A 24,635-nucleotide genomic window follows, 5' to 3' on the forward strand; every position below is an offset into this window, starting at 1 on the left:
TAAGAAGGCTCTATCTATTAGTTAGCAAGTAAAGACTTACCAATGAGACATCTAAAAGGATGTCGCTCTTTGATAATTGAATAAAAAGGAATGTGGAGAAAGGAGAAAAACAAGAGGAATCCTAGACATGAGAACTGTGGCTCGATAGGTTGGCATTCCATACACAGATGGCGAGTAGTCTGGTAAGCGACGAAAGTTCTTTGAGGTTGCTAGTACATGCCTAAAACTAGTGCGTTTAACGGGTTTCGAGCGTAAAAACCTGATTGCTAATTAACAAATGGAGCCTTCTGTTTGAAGGAGAACTTTATGACAGAATTAAAATATTTAGAAAATGATATGATTCAATTAATCAAAAAAAGAAAAAGTCGAAACATAAAATTAACGGAAATCGTCGAAACATTTAACGAGAAAAAAGTCGCGATAACCACCTTACGTAAAGTAGTTGGTCTATCTAAGCGTTTGAAGTTGAATTACTGCTTTGAAAACAATAAATGTGTGACGTTAGTTGAGTTGAGACATGAGGTAGCCTAATGAAATTATTTTTAAATTCCGAAGAGAAAATGTCCGAAAAATCAACGTATAGAGAATACGATGTATTGACGGTAGAAGATTTAAGCGACAAAAGTGAACTGTCTAAGTTATTAATCGAAATGCAGGGAGAGTCATTCTTATACGTATTAAGCTTTGAAAGCTTACGAATTAGTACCGCACAAATGAGTAAATTATTTGATTTACTAGATGCTGCACATGTAGAACTAGTCTTTCTAAATGAAACGACTGATTTTAGTATGTATCTAAGAAAAATATGTCAGGCAGAAATAAAGAGCATTACCTATCGAACAAAAAAGGGAATAGACAACGCACGCACTCAAGGAGTAGTGGGTGGACGTCCTAAAACACCTAAAAAGACACAAGAAAAAATTCGTGAGTTGTATTATTCAAGAAAATTGAGTTTAAAACAAATTGCCGAAAAGTGTAATGTGTCTATAGCAACGGTTTACAAGTATTCGAAAATTTCATAAAAAAGGGATGAACACGATGAAAAAAACTAATTTAACGAAAAAAAATATGGTGATGATGGCTGCTGCTATTTTGCTTTTGGGGGGCGGAGGCGTAGCGTACGGAGCCAATAAAACAAAGCAAGCGAAACAAGAAGAAAGTACGTACCTAGTTAAGCAAAGTGACGGGTATCAAGAGCTTTTAAACCAAGTACAAGCTTTATTTTCAGATAAAGACGAACACTTTTTAGTAAAAGATCTAACGGATGAACAAATTCAACAAGTAAAACAAACGTTAGAGAAACTAGAAAAAGACAGTAAAGAACACACGCTAAAGTATGACTTACCTGAAGAAAAAAAGCTTACGTCAGCTCAAAAAGAGGCAACTGCCTTATTCAATCAATTAACAGAAAAAGTAACCATGCAACAAGCGTTAAATAAGTGTTTTGAGTCGGTTGTCCTAAATGGTGAAACGGTGAATGAAAAAGTTGGTATCGTGGCGTCTTTGAAAGAAGAGGCGTTAAATTCATTTTCTACTGATGAAAAAACAGACGATACGTTTAAACTAGCCGTTCAAAAGTTAGTCACGAATGCGCAAGGACAATTAAAACAGCAGGCAGAAGCGACTAAGTTAGTGACTGCTTTATTTGATAAAAAAGAAGTGTCAGCAAAAGTGACTGACAAATCCTATAACGAAGCGAAAAAAGCCGTCGATAAAGTCTTAACAAAGACCGTTAAAGAACGTTTAAATAAGCAATTAACCACGGTTAAGCAGTATTTAGACGAGAAGAAACAAGCGGAAAAAGAAAAGAAAGAACAACAGGAACGACAAGAGCAACAAGCCAAAGAAGAACAAGCACAAGCCTCACAAGAAACTAACGTTGAATCAAATGTTGAAACGGGTTCGTGGGATAATTCTAACACCAACGACACAACAGGAACCGTAAATAATGGGTCAACGGGAAGTGGTTCATCATCAACAGGTGGCGGTAGTTCGTCTGGAGGTTCTACTTCAAACGGAGGCGGACAAACTGGCGGTGGCTCTACAGGAAGTGGCAATACGGGTGGTTCAGGTAACACTGGTAACGGTGGCAATACTGGAGGCACTGGAAATGGATCTACTGGCGGACAAACAGGTGGAGGTTCAAACTCAGGCGGGTCAGGCAATACAGATAATGGCGGAGGGAACACAACACCTCCTCCTACGGAACCAGAGCAACCACAAGAACCACTTGGAGGACCAGGTAATAGTGGCATGAAATTTGGTTCAATGAACGAAGCGTTTGATTGGGATCAGCAGAACTCAAATAATCCAGACAGTCCTTGGTTTGGGATGAATGCTCACTTTTATCCAGTCTATTATCCAGATGGAACAGAGGCTTTTTGGACTATTCAATATTCATAATTAAAAACAGAACGATGTGGTCATGCGTGACCCTTAAACATTAGAGAAACAATCTAACTTTTAAGGGCATGACTGCATGGTTCTTTTTTATATATTTTTTTAGTTGAAAGGAGGATAGAGGTTTTATTTATCACCAAACATATTTATTTAGGAGGAAATAATGAAATCAAAACGATTTGTCTCAGTTGTCATGGTGATGATGTTGTTACTTCAACAAGTAGGTTCAACTGTTTATGCAGTGACAACCAATGATGGTACACCAGCTGTGGAACAAACCATGGAAACAGAACAAACTGAACGCTCAGATAGCGCGGACACATCAGAAAGTGGGAGTGAACAAAACTCTACAGAGAAAGAAGTAGTAAGCTCATCTATTGAAAATACCGAGGAAGAGGCACAAGCTCCACCAGTTGAAAAAGAACAAAATGTTACTAATGTTATTAACGAAGAAACAGAAGAGACACAAGAATCTACTGATAGTTCGTCTAATGTGGAAACAGATACCAGTAGCACAAACGATAAATCTGCGGAACAGTCGAAAGAAACTATTGATAGTTCCTCTGTTAAAGAATCAGATGAAACAGTTCCGCAATTATCAGAACAATTAATCTTAGAAAAATTACAAGGAATGCGTTCAACGAGTGAACAAGATACATTGAAAGACTACTTCGTTGGTGATAATTTCTTAGGGACAGAAAAACAATTACGTGCGTATGCACAAGCTAGAGGATTAACTCTTACAGCAAAAAGAATAAATTACACTAACGTGAGAATACTCCCTAAAGTACCAAATGGTCAATATCCAGAAGGAACCAATTTTACTCATGATTACATGTTGAAATTCACTTTAGATGGCAAAACAGTGTTTTGTATTCAAGAAGCTAGTCCTACCTGGAATGGAGCGACGTACAATGGCGAACAAGCTATTACATCCTTTTTAACAGATGCGACATTAGTGAAGAAACTAAATTTAATCGCTCATTTTGGGTACTATGCCAATTCTGATAAATCAGATGCGCAGTATGCAGCAACTGAATTGATGCTTTGGGAAGCATTTGGTGGTTCTACTTTAAAAACTACTATTCCAGATTACTCAACAAGAAAATCAGCGGTTAACTCAAAAGTTTCAAGTTATCAAAAACCTTCATCATTAAAAGGTTCCACAATTACAGTAAAAGCAGGTCAAACAGTTACAAAGACTGACTCAAACGGAGTGTTGTCTGATTATGAAGTAATCACGAATACGGCTAATGTTGGGATAAAAATTAATGGTAATAAATTAGAAATTACTGGTAAAACTAATTCAAATTCAAATGGTGTAGTTTTATTACAGAAGAAAATGGCAGTTACACCCGAAAATTCTTTGGTCTATCGTAAAGGGGTCATGCAAGCTTTGGGTTATTTAAATGACCCAGATTTGATTAAAGAAACGATAAACATCAAAGTAGAACTAAACGGTACAGTCAAAATTAAAAAAGTTGATGAAAATGGCAAATCTCTTGCAAATGCTAAATTCAAGTACACGTATGGTTCTAAGAGTGGTCAAGTGACGTCTAATAGTAGTGGTGAAGCGACGTTGTCTAATGTTCCCGCAGGTTCTAAAGTAACCGTGACGGAAATTCAAGCCCCAACAGGATATGTGTTAGACAGCACTCCACAAACCGTAACGGTTGAAGCAAGCAAAACCGCTATTTTAACGTTTAAAAACAAACAAATCAAAGGAAACATCAAGTTAGTTAAAAAAGCTGATGAAAATTGGCAAACAGGCGCTAAAAATGATTTTCTTAAAGGTGCTGAGTTCACGCTTTACAAATCAGACGGAAAAACACAAGTTGCGAAAGCTACAACGAATGCGAAAGGTGAGATTTCATTTACTAATATTGCATATGGGGATTATGTGTTAAAAGAAACGAAAGTTCCTGCAGGTTACTTACCAGTTGCAGATATGAAAGTATCTATTAAAACAAATGGTCAAACCATTACGTTAAATGCAACAGATAAAGTCATTAAAGGAAACATCAAGTTAGTTAAAAAAGCCGATGAAAATTGGCAAACAGGTGCTAAGAATAATTTCTTACAAGGCGCAGAATTTACCCTTTACAAATCAGATGGTAAGACACAAGTAGCGAAGGCTACCACAAATGCGAAAGGTGAAATTTCATTTACCAACTTATTATATGGAAACTATGTATTGAAAGAAACGAAGGTTCCAGAAGGCTATTTACCTGTAGCGGATATGAATGTCTCAATTAAAGAGAATAGTAAAACGATCGAATTAAGTGCCACTGATAAAGTCGTTAAAGGGAATATTAAATTAGTGAAAAAAGCCGATATTAATTGGCAAACAGAAGCGAAAGACAGTTTCTTACAAGGCGCCGAATTTACTCTTTACAAATCAGATGGTAAGACACAAGTAGCGAAAGCCACAACGGATGCTAAAGGTGAAATCTCATTTACCAATTTATTGTATGGGGATTATGTATTAAAAGAAACAAAAGTCCCAGAAGGTTACTTACCTGTAGCGGATATGAAAGTTTCTATCAAAGAAAATAATCAAACAATCGAATTAAGTGCGACAGATAAAGTCATGAAAGGCTCTATCAAATTAGTTAAAAAAGCAGATGAAGAGTGGACAACGGATAATACGAATACCTTCTTAAAAGGTGCAGAATTTACATTATTCAAATCAGATGGTGAAACAGAAGTCGCAAAAGCAACGACGAATGAAAAAGGTGACATCATCTTTAATGACGTGCTTTATGGTTCATACATTTTGAAAGAAACGGTTGTTCCAGAGGGTTACTTACCAGTAGAAGATATGAACGTGACCATTAATAAGGATCAACAGTTAATTGAATTGTTCGCAACGGACAAAGTGATTCGTGAAGACTTAAAATTAACGAAAGTTGATATTGAAAGTGGGAAACCAATCTTAACGAAAGACGCTCAGTTTGAAATTAAAAACTTACAAACGGGTCAATTAGTGACACATACAACTGAATTAGAAGAAGAAAGCTCGGTTTTCGTAACAAACGAAGATGGAGTTATTTTTGTGCCTCAATTGAAGTATGGCTGGTATGAAGTGACTGAGATTTTCGCACCAAACGGTTATATTCAGCTGAAAGAACCCGTTAAATTCAAAGTAGACGGGTCAAACAATGGCTTAATTGAGTTAACGATTACGAATAAACCGGCTAAAGGGAAAGTAAACGTTAATAAGATTGGTCAAAAAGAAGTAGCGGTTGAGTCAGAAGAAACAGAATTTGGTGAGTTATACCGATTCACGTATGATTACCGCGATTTAGCAGATGTTACATATGAGTTATATGCGGCAGAAGAAATTAAAACGGGTGATGGCGTTGTTCATTACGAAAAGGAACAAATCATTGATGAAGCGACAACTGATGAAAATGGCCGTTTTGAAATCACTGGTCTTTACCCTGGTCACTATTACTTGATTGAAAAAGAAGCGCCAAACGGCTATATCAAGGACAAAGAAAAAGTACCGTTTGACATTCGATACGAAGGTCAAGAAGTAGAATTATCAGAAACAGACGTGGAACACAAAAATATCTGGAATGAGTTCCAAGTATTAATTAACAAAGAAGAGGAAGTAGTGAGTGGTTGGGAAAATAACGCACCAATTATTGAGACAATCCCTTCTCAAAACAAGGTCTTTGGGTTATTTAAGCGCAACGGCTTTGAATTGAACGGCGAACAAGTCGTACCAGAAAATAGTTTAGTAGCGATTGTGAAGACGATTCATGGCGTGGCAACATTCCAAGGTCAATTACCAGAAGGTGATGACTACTACGCGAAAGAATTAGATGCAGGGCTTGACCATGTGTTAGAAGATACGGAATATCCTGTTGATTTAACGCCACAAGATAATCGTGAGGTCGTTCAAGCGAATGTTTATGCAAATCAAACATTTGTTGGCAATGCAAACTTAAACAGAATGGCACGTCAACCAATCTTAAATAAATTAGCACGCCAAAACGTGAAATTAATCAAAGTGGATAATACGTCTTATGTGAATGAGAAAGTATTAGCAGGTGTGGCGTTTGATTTATTGAAAACAGATGGTGAAGAAGAAGTAAAAGTAGCGGAATTTGTAACGGATGAGAACGGTGAAATCAACCTAGAGAATTTACCTACAGGTCAGTACAAGTTTGTTGAAACACAACCTTTAGAGAATTACTTGCCAAACAGCGAAGATTTGAGCTTCGAAATTCAACCTTCAACTGATGGCGAAGTAATCATCATTAAAGCGCACAATGAACGTGTAGAGCCAACACTAGGCACGATGTTAACGGACTTGGACGGTCAAAAGTTAATTGATAGCTTAGTGGACAACACTTTCATTGATACCCTAGATTATACAGGAATGTTGCTAGGAAAAGATGAAAAATATGAGATTCATTTTGAATTATGGGAGCGTTCATCGTTAGGTGCGTCACAAGATAAGTTAGTGGCGAAAACTATCGCAAAAGACGTGGTCTTTGAAACTGAAAATGGCACGTATGATATGCGACTAGATGTCCCAGCGGGTACATTAGAGCCAAGTAAGACGTACTATGCGAAAGAATTTGTTTACCGTAAAACGAAAGAGAATCCTACACCAGACAAACCATTTACAGAACATGATGATCGTGACTGTAAAGACCAAACGATTGAAACGAAAGCAAAACCGATTGTCCCAGTTAAGTATTTACCACAAACGGGTGAAACGGCGAAACTAGGTCTTTCAATTCTAGGGTTATTATTGGTCATTTCAGTTGGTTATGTTTGGGTAACAAAACGTCGTAAAGAGAGTTAAACACTCTCTTTGCGCTTTAAATAAGAAATAAGGAGGAAGGAACTAATGGGAATCGGTATCGGTTTAGTGATTGGATTTTTATCAGGTATGGTCATTACGGCACTTTTTGCGAATCCAGCGAATATGTACGATAAAGGATACGAGGACGCAATGGAAGTTGCTACTTTAAAAAAATAAAGAACGGGTGATTACAATTAAACAGTTAAATTTTTTGATTGTTTTAACAATGTTTTGTAGTAATATGGCAAAAATTTTTAAATCATTTTTTAAAGCAATGTTAATCGTTGGGATATTAATGCTATTTGGCGGTGTGTTTGAGCAACCGATGGCGGAATTAATTGCTTTTTATAGAATTATGGCGATTGGTACGTTTGGTGTATATGCCTTGTACCTATTTCTAGTTAACGTCTGTATAGGTATTAATAATGGTAACTTGACAATTAAATTAAAAGAATTTATCAATCAACTTTATAGCAAAAGATGGATAGCATTCACTCTATTGATTACATATTTGTTCATGTTGTCATTTAAGGAAACGAATGTATTAGATTTAGGTTCTTTGAGAATGGTTTTAGAAGATTCGGTATTCAGACTATGCGTTCGATATGCACTCTTATATGGTTGTTTTGAAGTAGTGAAGGCTGGATTAATTAATTTGCTGCGACAGGAAAAATATTTTGATAAGTGGTTTTTAAGAAAAGAAATATACGAGTATGAGTTGTTAAATACCAATATTTTTAGAACTACAAATTACGAGTTAATAGATCCACTGTCGGTAAGAGGAACTTCATTAGGTGTTGCTAAAGCAAAAGAAGAATAGTGTATTAAAAAGTAAATTTAAATAATTTACTTTTTTTATTATAGAAAGGAGGGAGGTGTTTTGAGTAGTGTAGTTGAAACATGTCCAACAAATAGTAAAAGTCGTAGAGGAAATAGAATAGTAGAAATGATGAGGGTGAATGCAGGAAGTAGCTGGATTAATCATGAACGAAAAGAGCGTGAATTAGTGTTAGATATTTCGTTATTTCCTTTCGCAAAGTTTAATGAAACGTCTATTTTATTAGACCTTGATCACTTCAGAAAAGGAAAACAAGTGAAATACTTAGGCACACAAGAAGCTTTAGAGAGAAAAACACATGTGACGCTTATTACGATAGGTCATCAGGTAGGAACGTCACACACCTATCGAATTGTAGGAATTGAGTATGTCAGAAAAAATGTGAAGTTATTACTTCAACGATAAAAATAGAAAAGAGGAAAAATGATGAGAGTATTAAGCGCTATGTTATTAATTATTTTATTTTTAGGAGCCGTTGCGTATATGGGATATTTCTACTTTATTTCACCTAATACGATGGCTTTATTAATTGGAACGATTGTTGTGGCAACAGGGACAATCATTGCTTATTTGAAAAATAGACGTCAAAAAACCAACTATTAGGAGTGAGTGAATTATGAGTAAAGAATTATTTACCAGTCAATTACCAAAAACTAAAAAAGATAGCATTCGTAAGACGGTGAAACACTTATTAGAACAAGAAGGGATTAGCTATGATGATTGGGTAAGCGAGCAAGAATTTCAATATATGCTATCTAAATCCGATGTCATTGTAGAAGCGTTAGCTAAAAAATCAAACCATCAAGGAGGGAACTTTTAATGAAAGATATGATTATCCAAGCTAAAACTCACGTATTAATTGGAGCAACTGATCCAGGACAAATGATGACTAAAATTTTTAACGATATTGAAAAATGGCTACTTGCAGGGATTGTCGGATATGCAGTGGTTCAATTTATTTTAGCGATGTTTGGTTTTATGTCAAAAGAGCCACAGAAACACTCGCAAGCTAAAGACCATGCGATTCATGCGTGTATCGGTATTGTAGGGGCCTTTGCTGCTACTACTATAATGACTTATCTAAAGACGCAAGCAACAAGTTGGACTGCTATGCAATCCATTGTTGAAACATTTTTAGCTTAATAAAGAAAGGGGAAATGTAATGGTTTATCTATCTATAAATTCAAAACGTTTGCCTTTATTGGAAGGATTGGAAGTGCTAAATCGTGATGATTTAGCACTTCAACAAGCGGGAGAAGAAGAGATTGTCGAGATTGAAGTGTCATTTCCTGAAAACGACGCGCTGTACTTTAAAGGTGATTTTCCACTGGGAAGTGGTGAATCAGAATCGTTTTTTTCGTGGATAGAGGAAACCTTACTAAAGCAATATCCCGAAGAAGAAGAGGCAATCTGTGAGTTGGTATTAGCACTTGTCGATGAAAAAGAGAGAGCGTTAGAAGAACTTAATCAAGGAAAAAATCAACCTGTGGAGGTAGTAGTAGAGACAGTATCATTACCACCGAAAGAAGAACGATTACCGCCTAAAAGTAAGACTGTTAGTGAGTCAACGTCTAGTCCTTCAAAAAAGAAAAAGAAGAAGCGAGAGAAGAAACAATCATTTAACATAAATAAAATGATGTTAGTGAGTGGTATTAGCGCAATGTTGCTAGTTGGCGGAGGAATAACGTATCGTTTACTAACGACTCCTACCTCACAAACTATTGCTGTTCAAGATATGTTTGAGACAGAACTTTCTCAACTTTCGCCAGAAGAAATAGGGAAAAAATATCCTAACCGAACGGAAGAAATTGTGACTTTTTACGTGGAAAAGGGACAATTTGATGATTTATCAGTATTCAACACACTATTCCCAACACCAGATGGAACATTTGACTTAGCTTTCTATCATAAAGAGTGGGAACAAGTGGTTCAAACACCTGTTAATACCCTTAATGAAGATAGAAAAATCATGTTAGCACATGCTTATATTCAGTTAGGGCGTCTTGATGAAGCAACCGTTCTAAATGAACAATTACAAAGCGAAAAGTTGGCACTAGAAATGGATAAGAAACGATTAACGGATATTGTTGAGGCATTACATCAATCAGATTTAAAGAAAGCCAAACAATTAGGGGAACAGTTAACAACCACTTCTTGCAAAGAAGCGTATCAAGTCTATTATGATGATGCAACGTTGATTATCAAGATGATTGATCTCTATAAAAACAAAAAAGATTCTGACAATATGGCGTTGTGGCAACGAAAATTAGAAAAAATAGGAGACGTGACAAATAATGACATCTAAACAAACATGGTACAAGAAAAAACACTATTGGCTACCGTTACTTTGTGGCGCGGTATTAATGACAGGCGTTTTAGCTGTTGCGACCAATAAAAGTTCAACCACTAATAAAGTTACCTCTGAAACAACCGAAGAGATTGGAGGAAGTAATAATTGGTCTTCAGAACCTTCTCAAGCTAACAAAAAGGAGAAGGATACAACCACAAGTAAAAAAGGAAAAGACGATAAAATTTCAGACGTTTATAATCGATTTGCTATTCATGATGAAGGGGACATTGTTCCTATTGCCCAATCTTCCTTAGAAAAAACGGAGATTGAAAAAGTGGTTGACGTTATTTATCAGCAAGAGAAAGAAAAGGACAAAGAAAAAGAGAAGCCAGCTATTGAAAAACCCTCTATCATTTTACCGATTGAACCAAGTGAACCAAGCGAACCAAGCGAACCTGTAGAACCAACAGAACCTACGCAACCACCTGTTACGCCTACAGAACCACCAACAGAACCCGTTCTACCTGTAGAACCACCCGTTGAACCGGAAAAACCGGTTGAACCGCCAGTTGAGCCTGAAAAACCTACACCAGAGGAAGTTGATTACCGAGAGTTAAGTTTGTTGGTAGGGTTTGTTAAACAATTGAATTTAGATGATTACACGCCGAATTCTACACAAGATTTAATCCGCCAGTTCTCATTGGCACAAAATATGTTAAGTCAACAAATGGGAACACAAGCAAGTGTGAATGAACAGGTTGCTCGTTTACAGTCGGCTATTGAGTCATTAGTTGAACGTGCTGACTTTAGTCAATTAGAAGCGTTAATCAATGAAGTAAGTGGCATGGATTTATCAGGGTTCACGGATGAATCAGTAGCAAATTTACAAAGTGTATTAGCAGAAGCACAATCAGTGTTAAGTGACAAAAATAGTAGCCAATCGGTAGTAAGTGCCATGAGAGCAAGATTACAACTAGCTAAGATGACCTTAAAAGAAAAAGATTATGTAACACCGTTGAAAGAAACCTTGCAAGGAGTTATCAATCAAGCACAAGGGATCAATCGAGACGATTATTTAGAAAGCAGTCTTACTAACTTAGATATGGCGATTGCTAAAGCACAAGCCGTAATTAATTTTTCTGATGCGACTGTTGAAGGGGTTCAATCTGAATTGGATAACTTAAACAACGCGCTAAATTCTTTAGTAGCACGTCCTGATAAATCGGTATTACAAGACACTATCAGTCGAGCGCAGTCTCTTTCCTTAGAAGGTTACACAGAAGAAAGTATTGCCGTATTCAATCGTTCATTAACGCAGGCGCAAGCAGTACAGTCGCAATGGTTTGTAACACAAGAAGAAGTCGATAATGCGGTTGCTTCATTGGAAGCGGCTATTCAACAGTTAGTTGTGATTGAGGTTGAACCTCAAGAACCAGAAGAGCCTCAAGAAGCGCCGGAAGAAGTCATCGTTCAAGAGGAAGGTGTAAATTAATGGAAGTTGTCCAATTACTTGAAGTAAATGGCAATCTACTCGTATTCGAAGATAGCCAGTTAAAAACCTATGAGGTGGTTGTTTCAACAGAACTGGCTTTGTATTACAAAAATCAGTTAGAAGAAGCACATGACGAAGGGGAACCTTATTTAATGACTTACGATAGTTTTCTATCCCTTAAGAATGGAGGGATTTGATGGCCTATAAACGTAAATCAACACAAGAAATTAAAGAAGAAGTTAACCAATTGCTTGAAGGAGGATTAAATGCCATCAAGCAATTTTCGGTTTCCGTTGAGGACCGACTAGCGTTACTTGATTTTATGAGTGATTTTTACAACTATTCATCACGTAATCAATCGTTGATACTGTCACAATTTCATGGAGCTTATGGGGTAGGCAGCTATAACTTTTTTAAAGAACAAGGTTTTCATGTGAAAAAAGGCGAAAAAGGGATTAAAATTTTACGACCTAATTTTTACAAGCTGTTCATTGATGAAGAAGGAAAACAACGATTTGTAACAAGTGCGACTAATCAAGAAAAGGTACTAATTCAAAATGGGGTATTAAAATATTGGGAAATGAGAGATTATAAGCCGGCTTCTGTTTTTGATATTACACAAACTAATGCGAAACCAGAAGATTACCCTAAGCTTTTTCCGAATAAAAGAGCAGCATTTGATTATGACAACGCGTTAGATTTAGCTGTGGTGTCTAAAGGTATTCAAAAAATTGCGGATCAATTAGCTATCAAGATAGAAAGTGAAGCAACGTCAAAATTTGGAGTGAAAGAATTAGGAGCTGCGAAAGGGCAATTCATGGTGGCCATGACAGGTGAGAAAGAAATTGTGTTAAATCATCGAAATACACCGACCGAAAATATTGCGACGTCTATTCATGAATTAGCACATGCGTATTTACATAATCCGTTACCATCAGATGGATTAAAAGTTGTTCAAGAAGAATTGAGCCGTCCATTAAAAGAGTTTCAAGCGGAAATGGTCTCCTATATTGTTTCACGCCACGTTGGAATAGACACCAAAGAAAAAGCAGTTCCTTACATTGCTAATTGGACGGATCATTTAGCCGTTTTAGAAGAACAAGGACCTAACGCTCAATTTGAATTGTTAGACAACGTTCAAAAGGCGAGTCGTGTGTTTATTGATATTTTAGAAGAAGAGCTAACGCCGTATCGTGAACAACTGTTAGAACAAAAGACGGTGGTTAATACACAGTCGTTTCATCAGTTAAAATCGTTTGATACAAGCGCCACGTTACAAGAAAAAGTAGCCTATAACTTTTTAGGTGAGGACGGTCTATTTCGTTCTGATTACGAGGTAAAAGCTAAGCAAACAGGTGACTGGTTGGATGATAAAACGTACCAATTGACTAATCGTTTTTCTGTGAAGAATCTTGTTGAAGAAGGGGAATTTTCAGAACAATTAATGGTCACGCTTCAACTAGAAAATGAGCAGTTATCGCTAATCGTCAATGAAAACCTAAAAGAACCATTTGACCAGCAATTAGTAGCACTGACCAATATTCAAGAAAACGTAAAATATGACGTGCGGTTAGACCAATTATCTCCTTCACAACAAGAAGCCTTACAACAGTTTTTTGACCAACCATTAGAAGGGATTAACTCACTTCTATCAACGCTAGATACACATGATAAAGTTATCGAACAGAATCAGAGTACGAAAGAAAAATCATTGATTGAACAATTTACAACACGCTACGGTTTATCTGAAGACAAGGCGTTTACACAAAGCATGATAGAAAATCTGATGGCCAAGAATTTAAAACCGGTAAAAGTCGCACAAGAAATTGACTCAATAAGAAAAGAAACGATTGTTGATTGGGCCTATAACGGCACTAAATCAGCAGAAGAAATTAAGCAATATAAAGAAGAACAAGCGTTAAATCTTAAACAAAAAGTGATTGATGGTCATAGTTTCTTCCAAGTAGGTGAAGCGGTTGAGTTGATGATTGTTCCATCTGAAGGGGATCAACATAATTTAATACAAATGGACCAAGTAGGTGCTATCACCACCTATCAATGTCCTTCTTTACAAGCAGCTAGTGACCGTTTGATACAACTAGGTGCTTTTTCTGTGCCTGAATTACCTAACATGAAGGCATTTCTAAGTAATCAATCCTCTAGAAATCATCAAAACCATATGATACATAATCAAGTCATGCGTGAAACGTATCAAGAAGAAACAGGAAGGAGCATGTGATGGACTTTAAAAAATTACCCCTTCACGAAGATAAGAATATTGTGTTTCTAACCAAGCTAAAAGCTTGGTTAGAGGTATTTGGGAGTAGTGATAAAAAGAAGGTTGTATGGATAGGATTAGTCATCGTTGCAACGGTTTTAGGAAATGTATTTAGTTCCTTTTTATACAACATATTTTATATGTTGCCAAATGGCTATCCATTACAATCTTTTGTTGGGTTTCATCTGATTAAATACTTTTGGGTATATGCAGTTCTATATTTACTCACCATTCCGCTTTACTATTACTTGCTATTTCGTATCAAAATAAACTATGAGAGCTTAGAAGAAGGGAATAAAGCGACTGGTAGGTTTACGACAGTTGATGAGCTTATTGCACAATATAAAGAAGTGCCAATTAAAGGAGAACACGTAACGGATACATACGAAGGCGCGAGTGGAACGATTATTGCACGTCGTGGGGATAAATTATACATCGATACCGACCCCGCTCACAACAGTATTTTAGGTCGTTCTCGTGCAGCTAAAGGGCAAACAAAAGTTATTCCCGACATGGATGTCTACTCTCGTTCAGAGGAAAAACCGCACTTAGTATTTGCTTCAGGGAAGTATGAATTAGCGGTTGCGGGAATGGGAAAAAAAACCTTAGAAAAAAGAGGGTATGAGTGCCATGTTTTAAACTTAATTGAAATGAGTCGTTCATTTCAATACAATCCGCTAGACCTAGTCAAAGAGGCGTATATGCAAGGGGATATTGATAATGCGATAGAACTATGTAAAACCTTTAGTTATCCTCTTTATCATAACGAAGAAGCAAGAGAGCCGATTTGGGAAGAAACTGCCATGGCCCTTGTCAATGCGGTTATTTTAGCCTTATGTCACGAATTTATTGAAAAAAGTGACGACCCTCAAAAAACAGAGAAGTATATCACGATGTATGCCGTATCTAATATGTTAGTAGAACTCGGAACACCTAACGAAAAAGGTGATACCTTGCTAGATAAGTATTTTGAGAATTTACCTCCAGGTAATCCAGCTAAACTTGAATATTCTACAGTTATGTATGCGGAAGGCCAAATGAGGTCGTCAATTTTTGCTACAACCCAAGCGAAGTTACGAAACTTTACAGCGCCTAAAGTCGCAAAACTAATGGCTAAGAGTACGTTTAACTTTAAAAAATTAACAAAAGACTCTACGCCGTTCGACATGACAGACAATATTCGTGTTGAAGGTTATGTGGATACCTCAAAACCAGGAACTTATCTATTGAAGTATTCTATTACAAACGAGTTTGACGAAGTATTTTCTATTGATCGAACGATTGTGGTAGGGGAGCAATTGATGTATCACACTACACCTAATCCCGATGATTACTTTAAAGGGGTTGACCATGTGAATATGCCTGTAGGTGTTACGTTTAATCCACTACAAGGCGTAAGTTGTTGGTACTACTACAAACCACAAGCGATTTTCCTTGTTTTACCTGACTACATTCAGACCAATTATATTATTGCTAGTACGTGGATTTCTCAAATGTATCATGTAGCTAGTGATGAGGCAGCCAATTTACCTGGTGGGAAGTTAAAGAAAAGAATTCGAGTACCATTGGATGAGTTCGGTAATTTACCAGGGTTTAGTAATATCGGTTCGATGTTATCTGTAGGGGCTGGACGTGGTATTTTATTTGATTTTTATGTTCAACATCCTAACCAGTTAACGACACGCTACTCAGAAAAAGTAGGGGAATTTATTGCAGACGAAGCCATGAATAAGTTTTTCCTTTTAAGTGGGTCTAAAAAAGCACGAGAAGATTTCTCGAGTATTTTAGGTGAAAAAGAAGTAACAGTTAAGAGTCGTTCTGGTGGCGTCTTTGATTTAAATAAACAAATGACGGAAAGCGTTGAAACACGCCCCTTATTAACGCCTTACGAATTAGGTCGTTTAGAAGAAGGGGAAGTGGTAGTAGAGCGTTCCATTCACCGTCAAGATTTACAAGGAAAACCCGTACGACCACATCCTATTATGAATACAGGTGAAGAAGGGAAACTCTTATATGCACATAAATATTTAAAAGACGACTTTGATCCAGACTTATCATGGGAAACACTGAATTTACCTTATGTACCAGATTTCCCTTTAGAAGAATATAGTCAAAGTTTTGTGAAACGAATTAAACACCCGTTATCTCTTAAAGCACAAGAAGAGATAGACGATGAGAAACGAAAGGAGTATGAATCGATTATGACAGAAGCAGAAAGTAAACTAGACAATCATTATAAAACTACAGAGGGGGACTTCGTAGCAGCTGACTTAAGTACGATTCGATCAGTCTACCTCGATGGTGAAAGAAAAAGTCTTGTAGAAGTGGTTGGTTCAGACCATGTTTCAGAAATTCATGAATTATTTATTGAAGAACATCCTGATAAGAAAGAAGAAATTGATGGCTTTGATTATTTTGATGAATATACAACATTCTTGGAAAAACAAGGAAGTATGGCATTAAAAATGCGATTACAAGGGCTACCAATTTTCAAGTTACCTAAAAAAACTGACAAGTAAAGGAGTTTGATATGACGGACGTATTTAAAATATTAAAAGAATATCGTGACTATCTCGATGTCTCTAATTTTTTCGCTAGCTTTTTTAGGATGATTGGTTGGCTAATTTTACAACTGTTTAAAGGGTTAGTCGACGCAATGGATGGGTTACTTAATCAAGTCTATAAACTAGTAGAATTTCCAATGTCCAACGGGGTGACACAGTTTGTAGAAGACTATCGATTTGCCATTTATGGTATTGGTTCGGTCTGTCTGATTTGGTTTTTTATTCGCTACGCCAATAATCGAAATCTTCAAATAAAAGGCTTATTAGATAATGTCATTTTAGGTGTTTTAGTAGTGGTCACAAGTTCGGTGATCATTTCAACGCTAACAACAGGTACATTTGAGGTAGCAAAAAGTATTTATTCGGGGACAGGGTCAACGTCTAGCGCTATTTTCAATGAGAACATTGTCGATACCTTGTCTTTTGACACGCAAGGTTGGCCAGGCGCTGATGATGTACAAACCATTAACTTAAATAAAACACAATTGAGTTACCTGGATATTACGCAAGAAATTGATGCGTCAAAAGCGGAATTTAGTAGTGATGTGTCGAAAAAGGTGTTTTCTAATCGCGTTGAGAACAATGCGAGTAACCAATTAGAAATGGTTAAATTGGAGTCAGGTTTGTTCAAGATAGACCAACACTATTATAGATATTCATGGCACCCTTGGATAATCTTTTTTCAACTCGTTATCTCGTTCTTTATCTTGTTTTTAGCAACGTTTAAGTATTTACAAGCTATCTACAATATCGCCTTTAACTCGGTGATTTTACCCTTCTTTGCTTTCTCAGACGTAGTAGAAGGTAGCAAAGTGAAGAAAATCATTCAAGGGATCATTAATACGTTGATTAATGTGTTGTTATTTGCAGTATCGATGAAAGTCTATCGCTTATTCTCCAACTATTTAGGAACAGCTGATATAAATGGATTAGTAAAGGTTGCTATTCAATTAATATTAGTAGTTATTATCATTGAGGGTCCGTGGATTATACAGGAGTTAACAGGGCAAGAAGGCGGACTTAAATCATCTGTAGGACGTGCAATGGCACTAGGTGGCGCAATGAAAGCCGTAGGGATAGGGGCGGCATTTACCCCTTCAGTTGCGAATCGAGCGAAGAATGCAGTTGAGAACGCTGCTAACTCAGTGAGAAATAAAAGCAGTCTACTTGCAGGTATGAGTAAAGGTGCGTTGAATGAAGTAAAAGGCGATTTAGATGTTAAACAAGCTTCTAACGAGGCGAAATCATCTGAAGTTAACAAACCAAATAACGATGATTTAGCCATTAAACCGTTATCTGAAGAGGAAAAAATGGCCGCTGAGGAAAGTCTATTATCACCAACATCAGATGGTCAAGATCAACCACTTACAAAAGATTTGGCAGTTTCAGAAGGGAATTCAGAAGCTATCACTAAGGATGATATGGACACATCTAAGGCTAGTGAAGAAAGTTTAAATCCATCATTAGACGCTACAGAAGGAACTAATGAGAATGCAAAAGGATTAACGTCAGAAGAAAGTAAAGAATTGAACCAACCATTATCCGATGCGATGGCAACGAAGCAATCAGAATTAAACAAACCATCAGCAGTGAGTCAAGACAATACAAAAGAAGAAAATAATAGGTTGAATAGTGAGTTAGCAAATAATACGCAAGAATCAAGCGCAACAGATTTACCAGGTAATGTAGGGATGGAACAATTAGCGCAACAACAAGAAGTGTCAGCTATTAAAGAGGGCTTATCACCTAAAGAGCCACAAACACCACTTTCAGCACAGAATGGAAATAAAGCGAACATTACGCCTAATTTAATACCATCACAGGCGATAAATACTAGCGCACCAATGGCTAGAGTTCCTTCAGCAACGAAAGTTAATCCATCATTATCTATCCCTAAACCGTCAATTTCAGATAGCCCAAGTGTCAGAATGTCTGCACCAACTAGTCTTCAAGGCGGACAGCCACGACCATCTGTTATGACGCCACAACAAGTGACTGTACCGTCTCATATTGCGAATAATGAAGGGAAAATTCAATTATCATTAGATAGTCAATCACCTCGTCCAATTTCAACAACACAATCTATGCAGTCGATAAGAGCAGACCGACAACTAGAAAAATCTATGATGAAAGTAGAACGAGCAAGAGAAAGACAAGTAACCTTTGATGTTGGACAAAATACCGGTAAGGAAGCGGTGAAGTTTGCTAAAGGCGTTAAACAATTATTTACGAAACAAGGAAATAAGGAAGGATAACACATGAATAGGGAACTTAGAAATATTGAGAGTATTCGTCCTAGAACCGAAATCATTGGTTTTTTAACCTTATTCGATATTATTTTTATCGTTTTGATTTTGGGGGTGGCGTATTTGATAAGAGGGATTGTGTATCCACCATTTGAATTGATTTTTTTAATAGGAACAGCGATTAATATTTTGTTCCTATTAAAACCATCTAAAAACAATCCCGGTAAGTCACATATTGCGATGATGTACTTAATGATTAGACGATTTGTTTCAGGTAGTCATCAACCAGTAAAAAGTATTGACGTGAGAGAATACACGTCTTAGGTAGGAGGAAATAAAATGCGTTTTGATTTAAAGCAGGTAGAAGAGAAAGTTGAACTGGAAGTTACGGTTGAAGAAGAGCGTAAGGAAACGGTAGTAAAAAAGAGTAAGAAACCAAAGAAAGTAAAAGAAAAGAAAGGTAAAAAAATTAAGCCTTCATCATTAAAAAAGGAGCCTAGCGTGAGTGAACCTCATGCGGCTCCTTTGCCATTTAAAGAGAAACAACAACAGAAGAAACGTATAAAGAAAACATTGGAGATTCACCCGGTAAAGTCATGGGGAAGTGACGAAGATGAGAATTTCTTCCGCTACCGTTATGGTTATTTTGAAGTCGTTAGGATGCGTGGCCATAATTTATTTGGAATGAAACAAGAGGAATTTCAACGTATTACAAATTCTTATGCTGCGTTAACGAATATGTACAGTCCACCGTTTAAATTGGTGTCCATTCATTCGCCCGTTGACACTCAGGCTCAACAGGGGTTCTTTAGGAGGCGTTATCAAGCGTGTGAGGATCACAACCAACGAAAATTATTACAAGAAAACTACGAAGAACAGGTATTTATTGGCAAATATCGTCAAAGTGAAGAATTTTATGTGTTTATTTACGGTTATGATGAAGAAAAATTGAGAGAGAATATTTCTGATTTCTATAAGAGTGCGGGAATGCTACAACTAGAATCACTTTCAAAGAAAGAGAAAGTCCATTTACTGTTTCGTATGGCGAATCCCTCATTGAAAATTATGCCTGATGAAGTACCGAACCTAAACATTACCAATAAACGAATTATCGAAGAGCAAATCGATGTGAACCTATTACAACAAATTCAACCACAAGGTAATTGGCGTGCAGGTGAAACCTATATCCGAACGGGTAATGGCTATTCAACGTGTTTACACGTCTATAAATTGGCCCCAGAACCAGACTTATTATGGTTGATGCCCTTTACCAAAATTAAAAATAAGATTTTAACGATTGATGTGGCTACACAAGAAGATGAAAACTTAAAAAAAGAAATCAAACAGTCGTTGGTACGATTAAATACAGCAATAAGAAGTGAAAAAGATATTACGGCCAAGGAATTAAAGGAAGAAGAATATGTACGATTGCTTAGTTTATCGAAGGATATTGCTAAAAAACGTGAAATTTTAAAGTACATTACGATTCGCTTATATCTCTATGATGATACGTTAGAGGCACTTGAAAAACGAGTGATTGAGACCAAAAAGCTTTTAGAAAAAGAAGAATTTGGGATTACAAACTTCACGTTAGAACAAGAATACGAATGGGAAGCCATGTTTTTAGATTATCATGGCCAACTATTGCAGCCGAATAAACGAAGTGGCTTAGATATTGCGAGTACAGAGTTTGGTGCGAGCTATCCAGCCAACGAGGTCTCTCTAATGGACCCACGAGGAAAATATTTTGGTCTATCGAATACGAGTGGTCAAATGATGTTAGATTTCTTTGAATTAGATGGGGAGCGAACCTTCTACAATATCCTTATCACAGGCATGATGGGTCAAGGTAAAACGACCTTGATGAAGAAAATCATGGATTATTGTTTCTCATTAGGCTATCTAGTCAGAGGCTTTGACAAGTCGGGTGAGTTTACCGACCTAGTGAAAAAACGTGGTGGCACGATTGTCCGTTTAGATGGACAAGATGGGCGTTTAAATATTTTTGAAATCTTTCCCTTGTCCGTAAGTGATCACACGTTAGAAGTAAGCCAAAGCGGCTCTATGAGTATTCACTTAGCCAAATTAGGCACATGGTACTCCATTTTAAAACCGAATGCCCCCGTTGAAGAATTAGATGTTTTTGATACGTTGGTGACGGACTTGTACACCGAAAAAGGGTTTATTAATGATGATGGAGTGATTGGAAATGTGACAGGGCGACCACCTGGTGACTACCCAATCTTAATGGATTTATATGAGATTGTGGATAGGGAAATGAAGACTACTAATATCGCTGAACATCATAAGATTTGTTACAACATTCATGTTACATTGAATAAATTATTAAAAACCAATCGCGATATGTTTAACGGCCCAACCACCATTCCAGATTTTTCGGACCAACAAATTTTATTCTTTAATATCGATGGGTTAAGCAACTTCGACCCTCGCTATGTGAACGCTCAATTATTTAATGCCTTTAACTTATTCAGTTCAACGTTGTTTAACAATGGACGTTTACAGCATAAGTTATACAAAGACGGGGTGATTACGTTTGAAGAGATTAGACGTAGTATGTTCTTCATGGCAGAAGCCCACAACTTGTTAAATGCGAATAATCCACGTATGGTGTCTTACTTTAATACTTATGCGCGTGAAGCACGTAAACGATATGCAGGCCTATGCTTAGACACTCAAACGGCTCGTTCGCTAAGAAACAAACAAGGAACGGCAGCTGACAGTGACGTATCAGATGAATCAAAAGACATTTATGACTTCATGCAATATCGTTTCTTCTTCCGCCCAGGTGAAGGTGAAGAGGAAGAATTAGCAGAGAGTAATGGCGGGGTGTTAACCGATATACAAGCGCAAAATATTTCAACGTTTGGACAAGGACAAACACTCTTACGTATTGGAAAAAGCGAAGCCTATGAAATGTTTGTCTATGCGTCAGAAGCAGAAGTTAGTTTATACAATGGTGGCGGTAGAAAGAAAGAAGATAAGTAGGTGACAGATGAAAAAAATATGGTCGTCTTGGTTGAAAGTTAAATTTATTTTACCTTTAATCCCACTTTTGATGGGTGCTTTATTACTACTGGTGGCGGCTGGAGGGTTAGTTGGTTTTATGTCGGACAATACCGTTGATGCACAAGTTGGCGGTGTAGGTAATAAGGGATTAAGCGAAAAAGTTATTGGCTACACCTCGCTTATTCAGCAGTATGCGTCTAAATACGGGGTAGAAGAAGATGTTCCGTACTTACTTGCGATTATGGAAACAGAAAGTCGTGGTGAAGGTGACGACCCGATGCAATCAAGCGAAAGTGCGGGTCTCCCACCGAACGGTATTACGGGACCTGAATGGTCGATTGACCAAGGGGTTAAGTATTACGCAAGCATTTTAACTTTAGCAAAAAAATACGGTTTAGAAAGTGATAAAGAAGCCATTTGCCAAGCTTACAATTTCGGAGCTAGTTACATTTCCTATCTTGGAAAGGATGGGAAAAGGCACTCTATTGACCTAGCCGAAGTCTTTTCTAAAGAGGTTGTGGCTCCTAGTTTAGGCAACACAACGGGTGAAACCTATCCCTATTTAAATGAGATTTCTTCGGCAGTAGGCAAGACCTATCTCTATAGAAATGGGGGTAATTTCTTCTATAGTTTACTGGTCTATCGTTACATTATTTTCGGTGGTTCGGTAGGAGAAGGTGGAAACGAAGGCATGGTTCAAACGGCTCTTTCTCAAATTGGAAATGTTGGCGGACAGAAATTTTGGAGTTGGTATGGCTATACAGGACGTGTTGAGTGGTGTGCCACATTTGTTAGTTGGGTTGCCGACCAAAATGGACATATTAAAGATGGTAGCGTACCAAAATTCGCTTATTGTCCAACCGGCATTGATTGGTTCAAACAAAAAAATCAATGGTTATCTGGCGGACAAACACCAAGAGTTGGCGACATCATATTCTTTGATTGGGACGGTGACGGTGTGAGTGATCACGTGGGAATTGTTGAAAGAACTGACGATAAAACCGTCTATACAGTAGAAGGTAATACCTCTGACCAAGTAGCAAAAAGACAATATGGCCTAACGTCTTCAGTAGTAATGGGATACGGACAACCAGCTTATAAATAAAATCAGGAAGGAAGAATAAGAATGAAGAAAACAATTATTAGTGGTGGCATTTTACTATGTTTAATAGGAGGCCTGTGTGGTTTTTTCGTGGGTAATCATGCGTCAAAAAATAAAACGAGCCTCACAGAGCTCCCTGATACATCGAATACTAGTACATTTGTGACTAAAGAGAGTGAAAGTGAAAAAATACCAAAAGAAGAAAGCACACCAGCACCTAATTCATTAACAAAAGAACAAGAAGATACTTTTAAATATAATCAACATTTGACTGACATTGAACAAGTCGTAGATGACTTTATGGAGGTCTATGATAATACGTCAACGGATGATTTCAAAGAGAAGATGAAGGAAGTCTATCCTATTATGACGGAAGAAGCTCAAATACAAGTTCGACCTTATTATGAAGGCGATAGAAACATGATGAGTATTGAAGGGTCTCTAGAAAATGCGAAGCATTTTGTCCGCTATAGACTAGGGAGTGACTATGCTGTCGTGTTGACGATGATGGATAAAAAAGTTCGATACAATGGCGAGAATACTGTTTACTTAGAACACACTATCGTTCGTCATGATCTTCTTCTAAAGGACAATAAATGGTTGATTAATAGTCGAATTGAAAAAGTATTTAACGATAGTGACCCTATGAAAATGTTTGAATAAGGGGAGCGACTATGCAGATAAAGAAAAGTAAAATCGACCAATTAAGAGATTGGTGGGAAGTCGCTTCTATACGACTAAGAAGGTCACAATCTAAGATTTATATCGTGTGGTTTTTAGGGATTGTGGTCTTTTACTCGGTCATGATAGGCGCACGTTTTGTCACCAATAACGACCCTGTCTTTCTATCAAGTAAAGCAGGGGAACAAGTCGTTATCGCTAATAATACCTATGAACTAGTTGAAAGTAAAATAGATGATAATAACCGCTCGCTTACTCTTTCTTTAGGGAATACAGACTTAGGGATTTCCGTAGAAGATTACGAAGTGAGTGCCTCGTTTGAATATCGAAATAGTTCAGAAATTCAAACGAAGATAGAGACCTTCACAGGTGATAATAACTACATGACCATTTATGCAACCGACTTACCTAAGCAGTGGGATGTCATTAAAGTTCATGTATCTATTAAGTCAGAAACAAGCGAAGGTGACGAAGTATTTTATATCAGTAAGCAAGATAAAAAATCAGAAGTTATCACACCACCAACCGAAAATAGTGTAGGTGCTGCAAGTGTTAAATACGCTATTGGCTTACGTCAACAACTGCTTGATGACTTAGATAAACAGGAAGAAACGATTCATCAGAATACAGAAAATAATCACGAAACGATTGCTCGATTAACCGAACAATTATCGTTCCAAACGGAAACTCAACAGACAGATACACAGGCTCAAATCAGCAATTTAGAAAATCAAAACACTCAAAATGACAACCAGTTAGTTCAACTAGATAAAGATAGAATTGAGTATTTGAATCAGATTGAAAAGCTAAAAGAACGTCAAAAAGTGTTTGAAAATCACTAGCGTCAAAGCGGCGCCATCTTGGCGCATATCCGACGCCAAGCGACGTCAAC

The 24,635-nt window shown here is 37.1% G+C and carries 21 protein-coding genes; all 21 read left to right on the plus strand.

What is annotated here, in order from left to right:
* Nucleotides 1-306 precede the first annotated feature (306 nt).
* Nucleotides 307-531: a hypothetical protein gene (locus E4Z98_RS09790; RefSeq protein ID WP_135253569.1), complete on the plus strand. Its 225-nt coding sequence runs from the start codon at nucleotides 307-309 to the stop codon at nucleotides 529-531.
* Entirely contained in the window at nucleotides 531-1,022 is a 492-nt protein-coding gene (locus E4Z98_RS09795; RefSeq protein ID WP_135253570.1) for a helix-turn-helix domain-containing protein, read from the plus strand. Before E4Z98_RS09790 ends, E4Z98_RS09795 begins: the two co-directional genes overlap by 1 nt.
* 16 nt (nucleotides 1,023-1,038) lie before the next feature.
* Complete coding sequence (locus E4Z98_RS09800) at nucleotides 1,039-2,403, plus strand: hypothetical protein (RefSeq protein WP_135253571.1); 1,365 nt, start codon at nucleotides 1,039-1,041, stop codon at nucleotides 2,401-2,403.
* Nucleotides 2,404-2,563: 160 nt separating this feature from the next.
* Nucleotides 2,564-7,222: a SpaA isopeptide-forming pilin-related protein gene (locus tag E4Z98_RS09805; RefSeq protein WP_135253572.1), complete on the plus strand. Its 4,659-nt coding sequence runs from the start codon at nucleotides 2,564-2,566 to the stop codon at nucleotides 7,220-7,222.
* Between the two features lie 45 nt (nucleotides 7,223-7,267).
* Nucleotides 7,268-7,399: a hypothetical protein gene (locus E4Z98_RS10285; RefSeq protein WP_280529206.1), complete on the plus strand. Its 132-nt coding sequence runs from the start codon at nucleotides 7,268-7,270 to the stop codon at nucleotides 7,397-7,399.
* Nucleotides 7,400-7,463: 64 nt separating this feature from the next.
* Nucleotides 7,464-8,042: a hypothetical protein gene (locus tag E4Z98_RS09810; RefSeq protein WP_135253573.1), complete on the plus strand. Its 579-nt coding sequence runs from the start codon at nucleotides 7,464-7,466 to the stop codon at nucleotides 8,040-8,042.
* A 60-nt stretch (nucleotides 8,043-8,102) separates the two neighbouring features.
* A complete protein-coding gene (locus E4Z98_RS09815) occupies nucleotides 8,103-8,465 on the plus strand; it encodes a hypothetical protein (protein WP_135253574.1) in 363 nt (120 codons plus the stop codon).
* 18 nt (nucleotides 8,466-8,483) lie between these two features.
* Entirely contained in the window at nucleotides 8,484-8,663 is a 180-nt protein-coding gene (locus E4Z98_RS09820) for a hypothetical protein (protein ID WP_135253575.1), read from the plus strand.
* A gap of 13 nt (nucleotides 8,664-8,676) precedes the next feature.
* Complete coding sequence (locus tag E4Z98_RS09825) at nucleotides 8,677-8,880, plus strand: PIN domain-containing protein (protein ID WP_135253576.1); 204 nt, start codon at nucleotides 8,677-8,679, stop codon at nucleotides 8,878-8,880.
* Nucleotides 8,880-9,203, plus strand: a complete 324-nt coding sequence (locus tag E4Z98_RS09830) for a pilin (protein ID WP_135253577.1) — start codon at nucleotides 8,880-8,882, stop codon at nucleotides 9,201-9,203. The genes E4Z98_RS09825 and E4Z98_RS09830 overlap by 1 nt, the downstream gene beginning before the upstream one ends.
* Before the next feature lie 19 nt (nucleotides 9,204-9,222).
* Nucleotides 9,223-10,365: a hypothetical protein gene (locus E4Z98_RS09835; protein WP_135253578.1), complete on the plus strand. Its 1,143-nt coding sequence runs from the start codon at nucleotides 9,223-9,225 to the stop codon at nucleotides 10,363-10,365.
* The gene (locus E4Z98_RS09840; RefSeq protein WP_135253579.1) at nucleotides 10,355-11,842 is read left to right on the plus strand and encodes an FIVAR domain-containing protein; all 1,488 of its coding nucleotides are present in this window, start codon (nucleotides 10,355-10,357) and stop codon (nucleotides 11,840-11,842) included. The genes E4Z98_RS09835 and E4Z98_RS09840 overlap by 11 nt, the downstream gene beginning before the upstream one ends.
* The gene (locus tag E4Z98_RS09845) at nucleotides 11,842-12,039 is read left to right on the plus strand and encodes a hypothetical protein (RefSeq protein WP_135253580.1); all 198 of its coding nucleotides are present in this window, start codon (nucleotides 11,842-11,844) and stop codon (nucleotides 12,037-12,039) included. Before E4Z98_RS09840 ends, E4Z98_RS09845 begins: the two co-directional genes overlap by 1 nt.
* Entirely contained in the window at nucleotides 12,039-14,081 is a 2,043-nt protein-coding gene (locus E4Z98_RS09850) for an ArdC family protein (RefSeq protein WP_135253581.1), read from the plus strand. Before E4Z98_RS09845 ends, E4Z98_RS09850 begins: the two co-directional genes overlap by 1 nt.
* On the plus strand, nucleotides 14,081-16,639 hold the full coding sequence (locus E4Z98_RS09855) for a VirD4-like conjugal transfer protein, CD1115 family (RefSeq protein WP_135253582.1): 2,559 nt from the start codon (nucleotides 14,081-14,083) through the stop codon (nucleotides 16,637-16,639). The genes E4Z98_RS09850 and E4Z98_RS09855 overlap by 1 nt, the downstream gene beginning before the upstream one ends.
* Nucleotides 16,640-16,650: 11 nt before the next feature.
* Nucleotides 16,651-18,939 (plus strand): pLS20_p028 family conjugation system transmembrane protein, encoded by a 2,289-nt coding sequence (locus tag E4Z98_RS09860; RefSeq protein WP_135253583.1) that lies wholly within the window; start codon nucleotides 16,651-16,653, stop codon nucleotides 18,937-18,939.
* A 3-nt stretch (nucleotides 18,940-18,942) separates the two neighbouring features.
* Nucleotides 18,943-19,254 (plus strand): DUF5592 family protein, encoded by a 312-nt coding sequence (locus tag E4Z98_RS09865; protein WP_135253584.1) that lies wholly within the window; start codon nucleotides 18,943-18,945, stop codon nucleotides 19,252-19,254.
* Nucleotides 19,255-19,269: 15 nt separating this feature from the next.
* Nucleotides 19,270-21,939: a nucleoside-triphosphatase gene (locus E4Z98_RS09870; protein ID WP_135253585.1), complete on the plus strand. Its 2,670-nt coding sequence runs from the start codon at nucleotides 19,270-19,272 to the stop codon at nucleotides 21,937-21,939.
* Between the two features lie 7 nt (nucleotides 21,940-21,946).
* Nucleotides 21,947-23,065, plus strand: a complete 1,119-nt coding sequence (locus E4Z98_RS09875; RefSeq protein ID WP_135253586.1) for a lysozyme family protein — start codon at nucleotides 21,947-21,949, stop codon at nucleotides 23,063-23,065.
* A gap of 21 nt (nucleotides 23,066-23,086) precedes the next feature.
* Nucleotides 23,087-23,725 (plus strand): hypothetical protein, encoded by a 639-nt coding sequence (locus tag E4Z98_RS09880; protein WP_135253587.1) that lies wholly within the window; start codon nucleotides 23,087-23,089, stop codon nucleotides 23,723-23,725.
* 11 nt (nucleotides 23,726-23,736) lie between these two features.
* Nucleotides 23,737-24,585: a hypothetical protein gene (locus tag E4Z98_RS09885; protein ID WP_135253588.1), complete on the plus strand. Its 849-nt coding sequence runs from the start codon at nucleotides 23,737-23,739 to the stop codon at nucleotides 24,583-24,585.
* Nucleotides 24,586-24,635: the final 50 nt, after the last annotated feature.

Source organism: Vagococcus xieshaowenii (genome assembly GCF_004792515.1).
Taxonomy (GTDB): Bacteria; Bacillota; Bacilli; order Lactobacillales; family Vagococcaceae; genus Vagococcus_A; species Vagococcus_A xieshaowenii.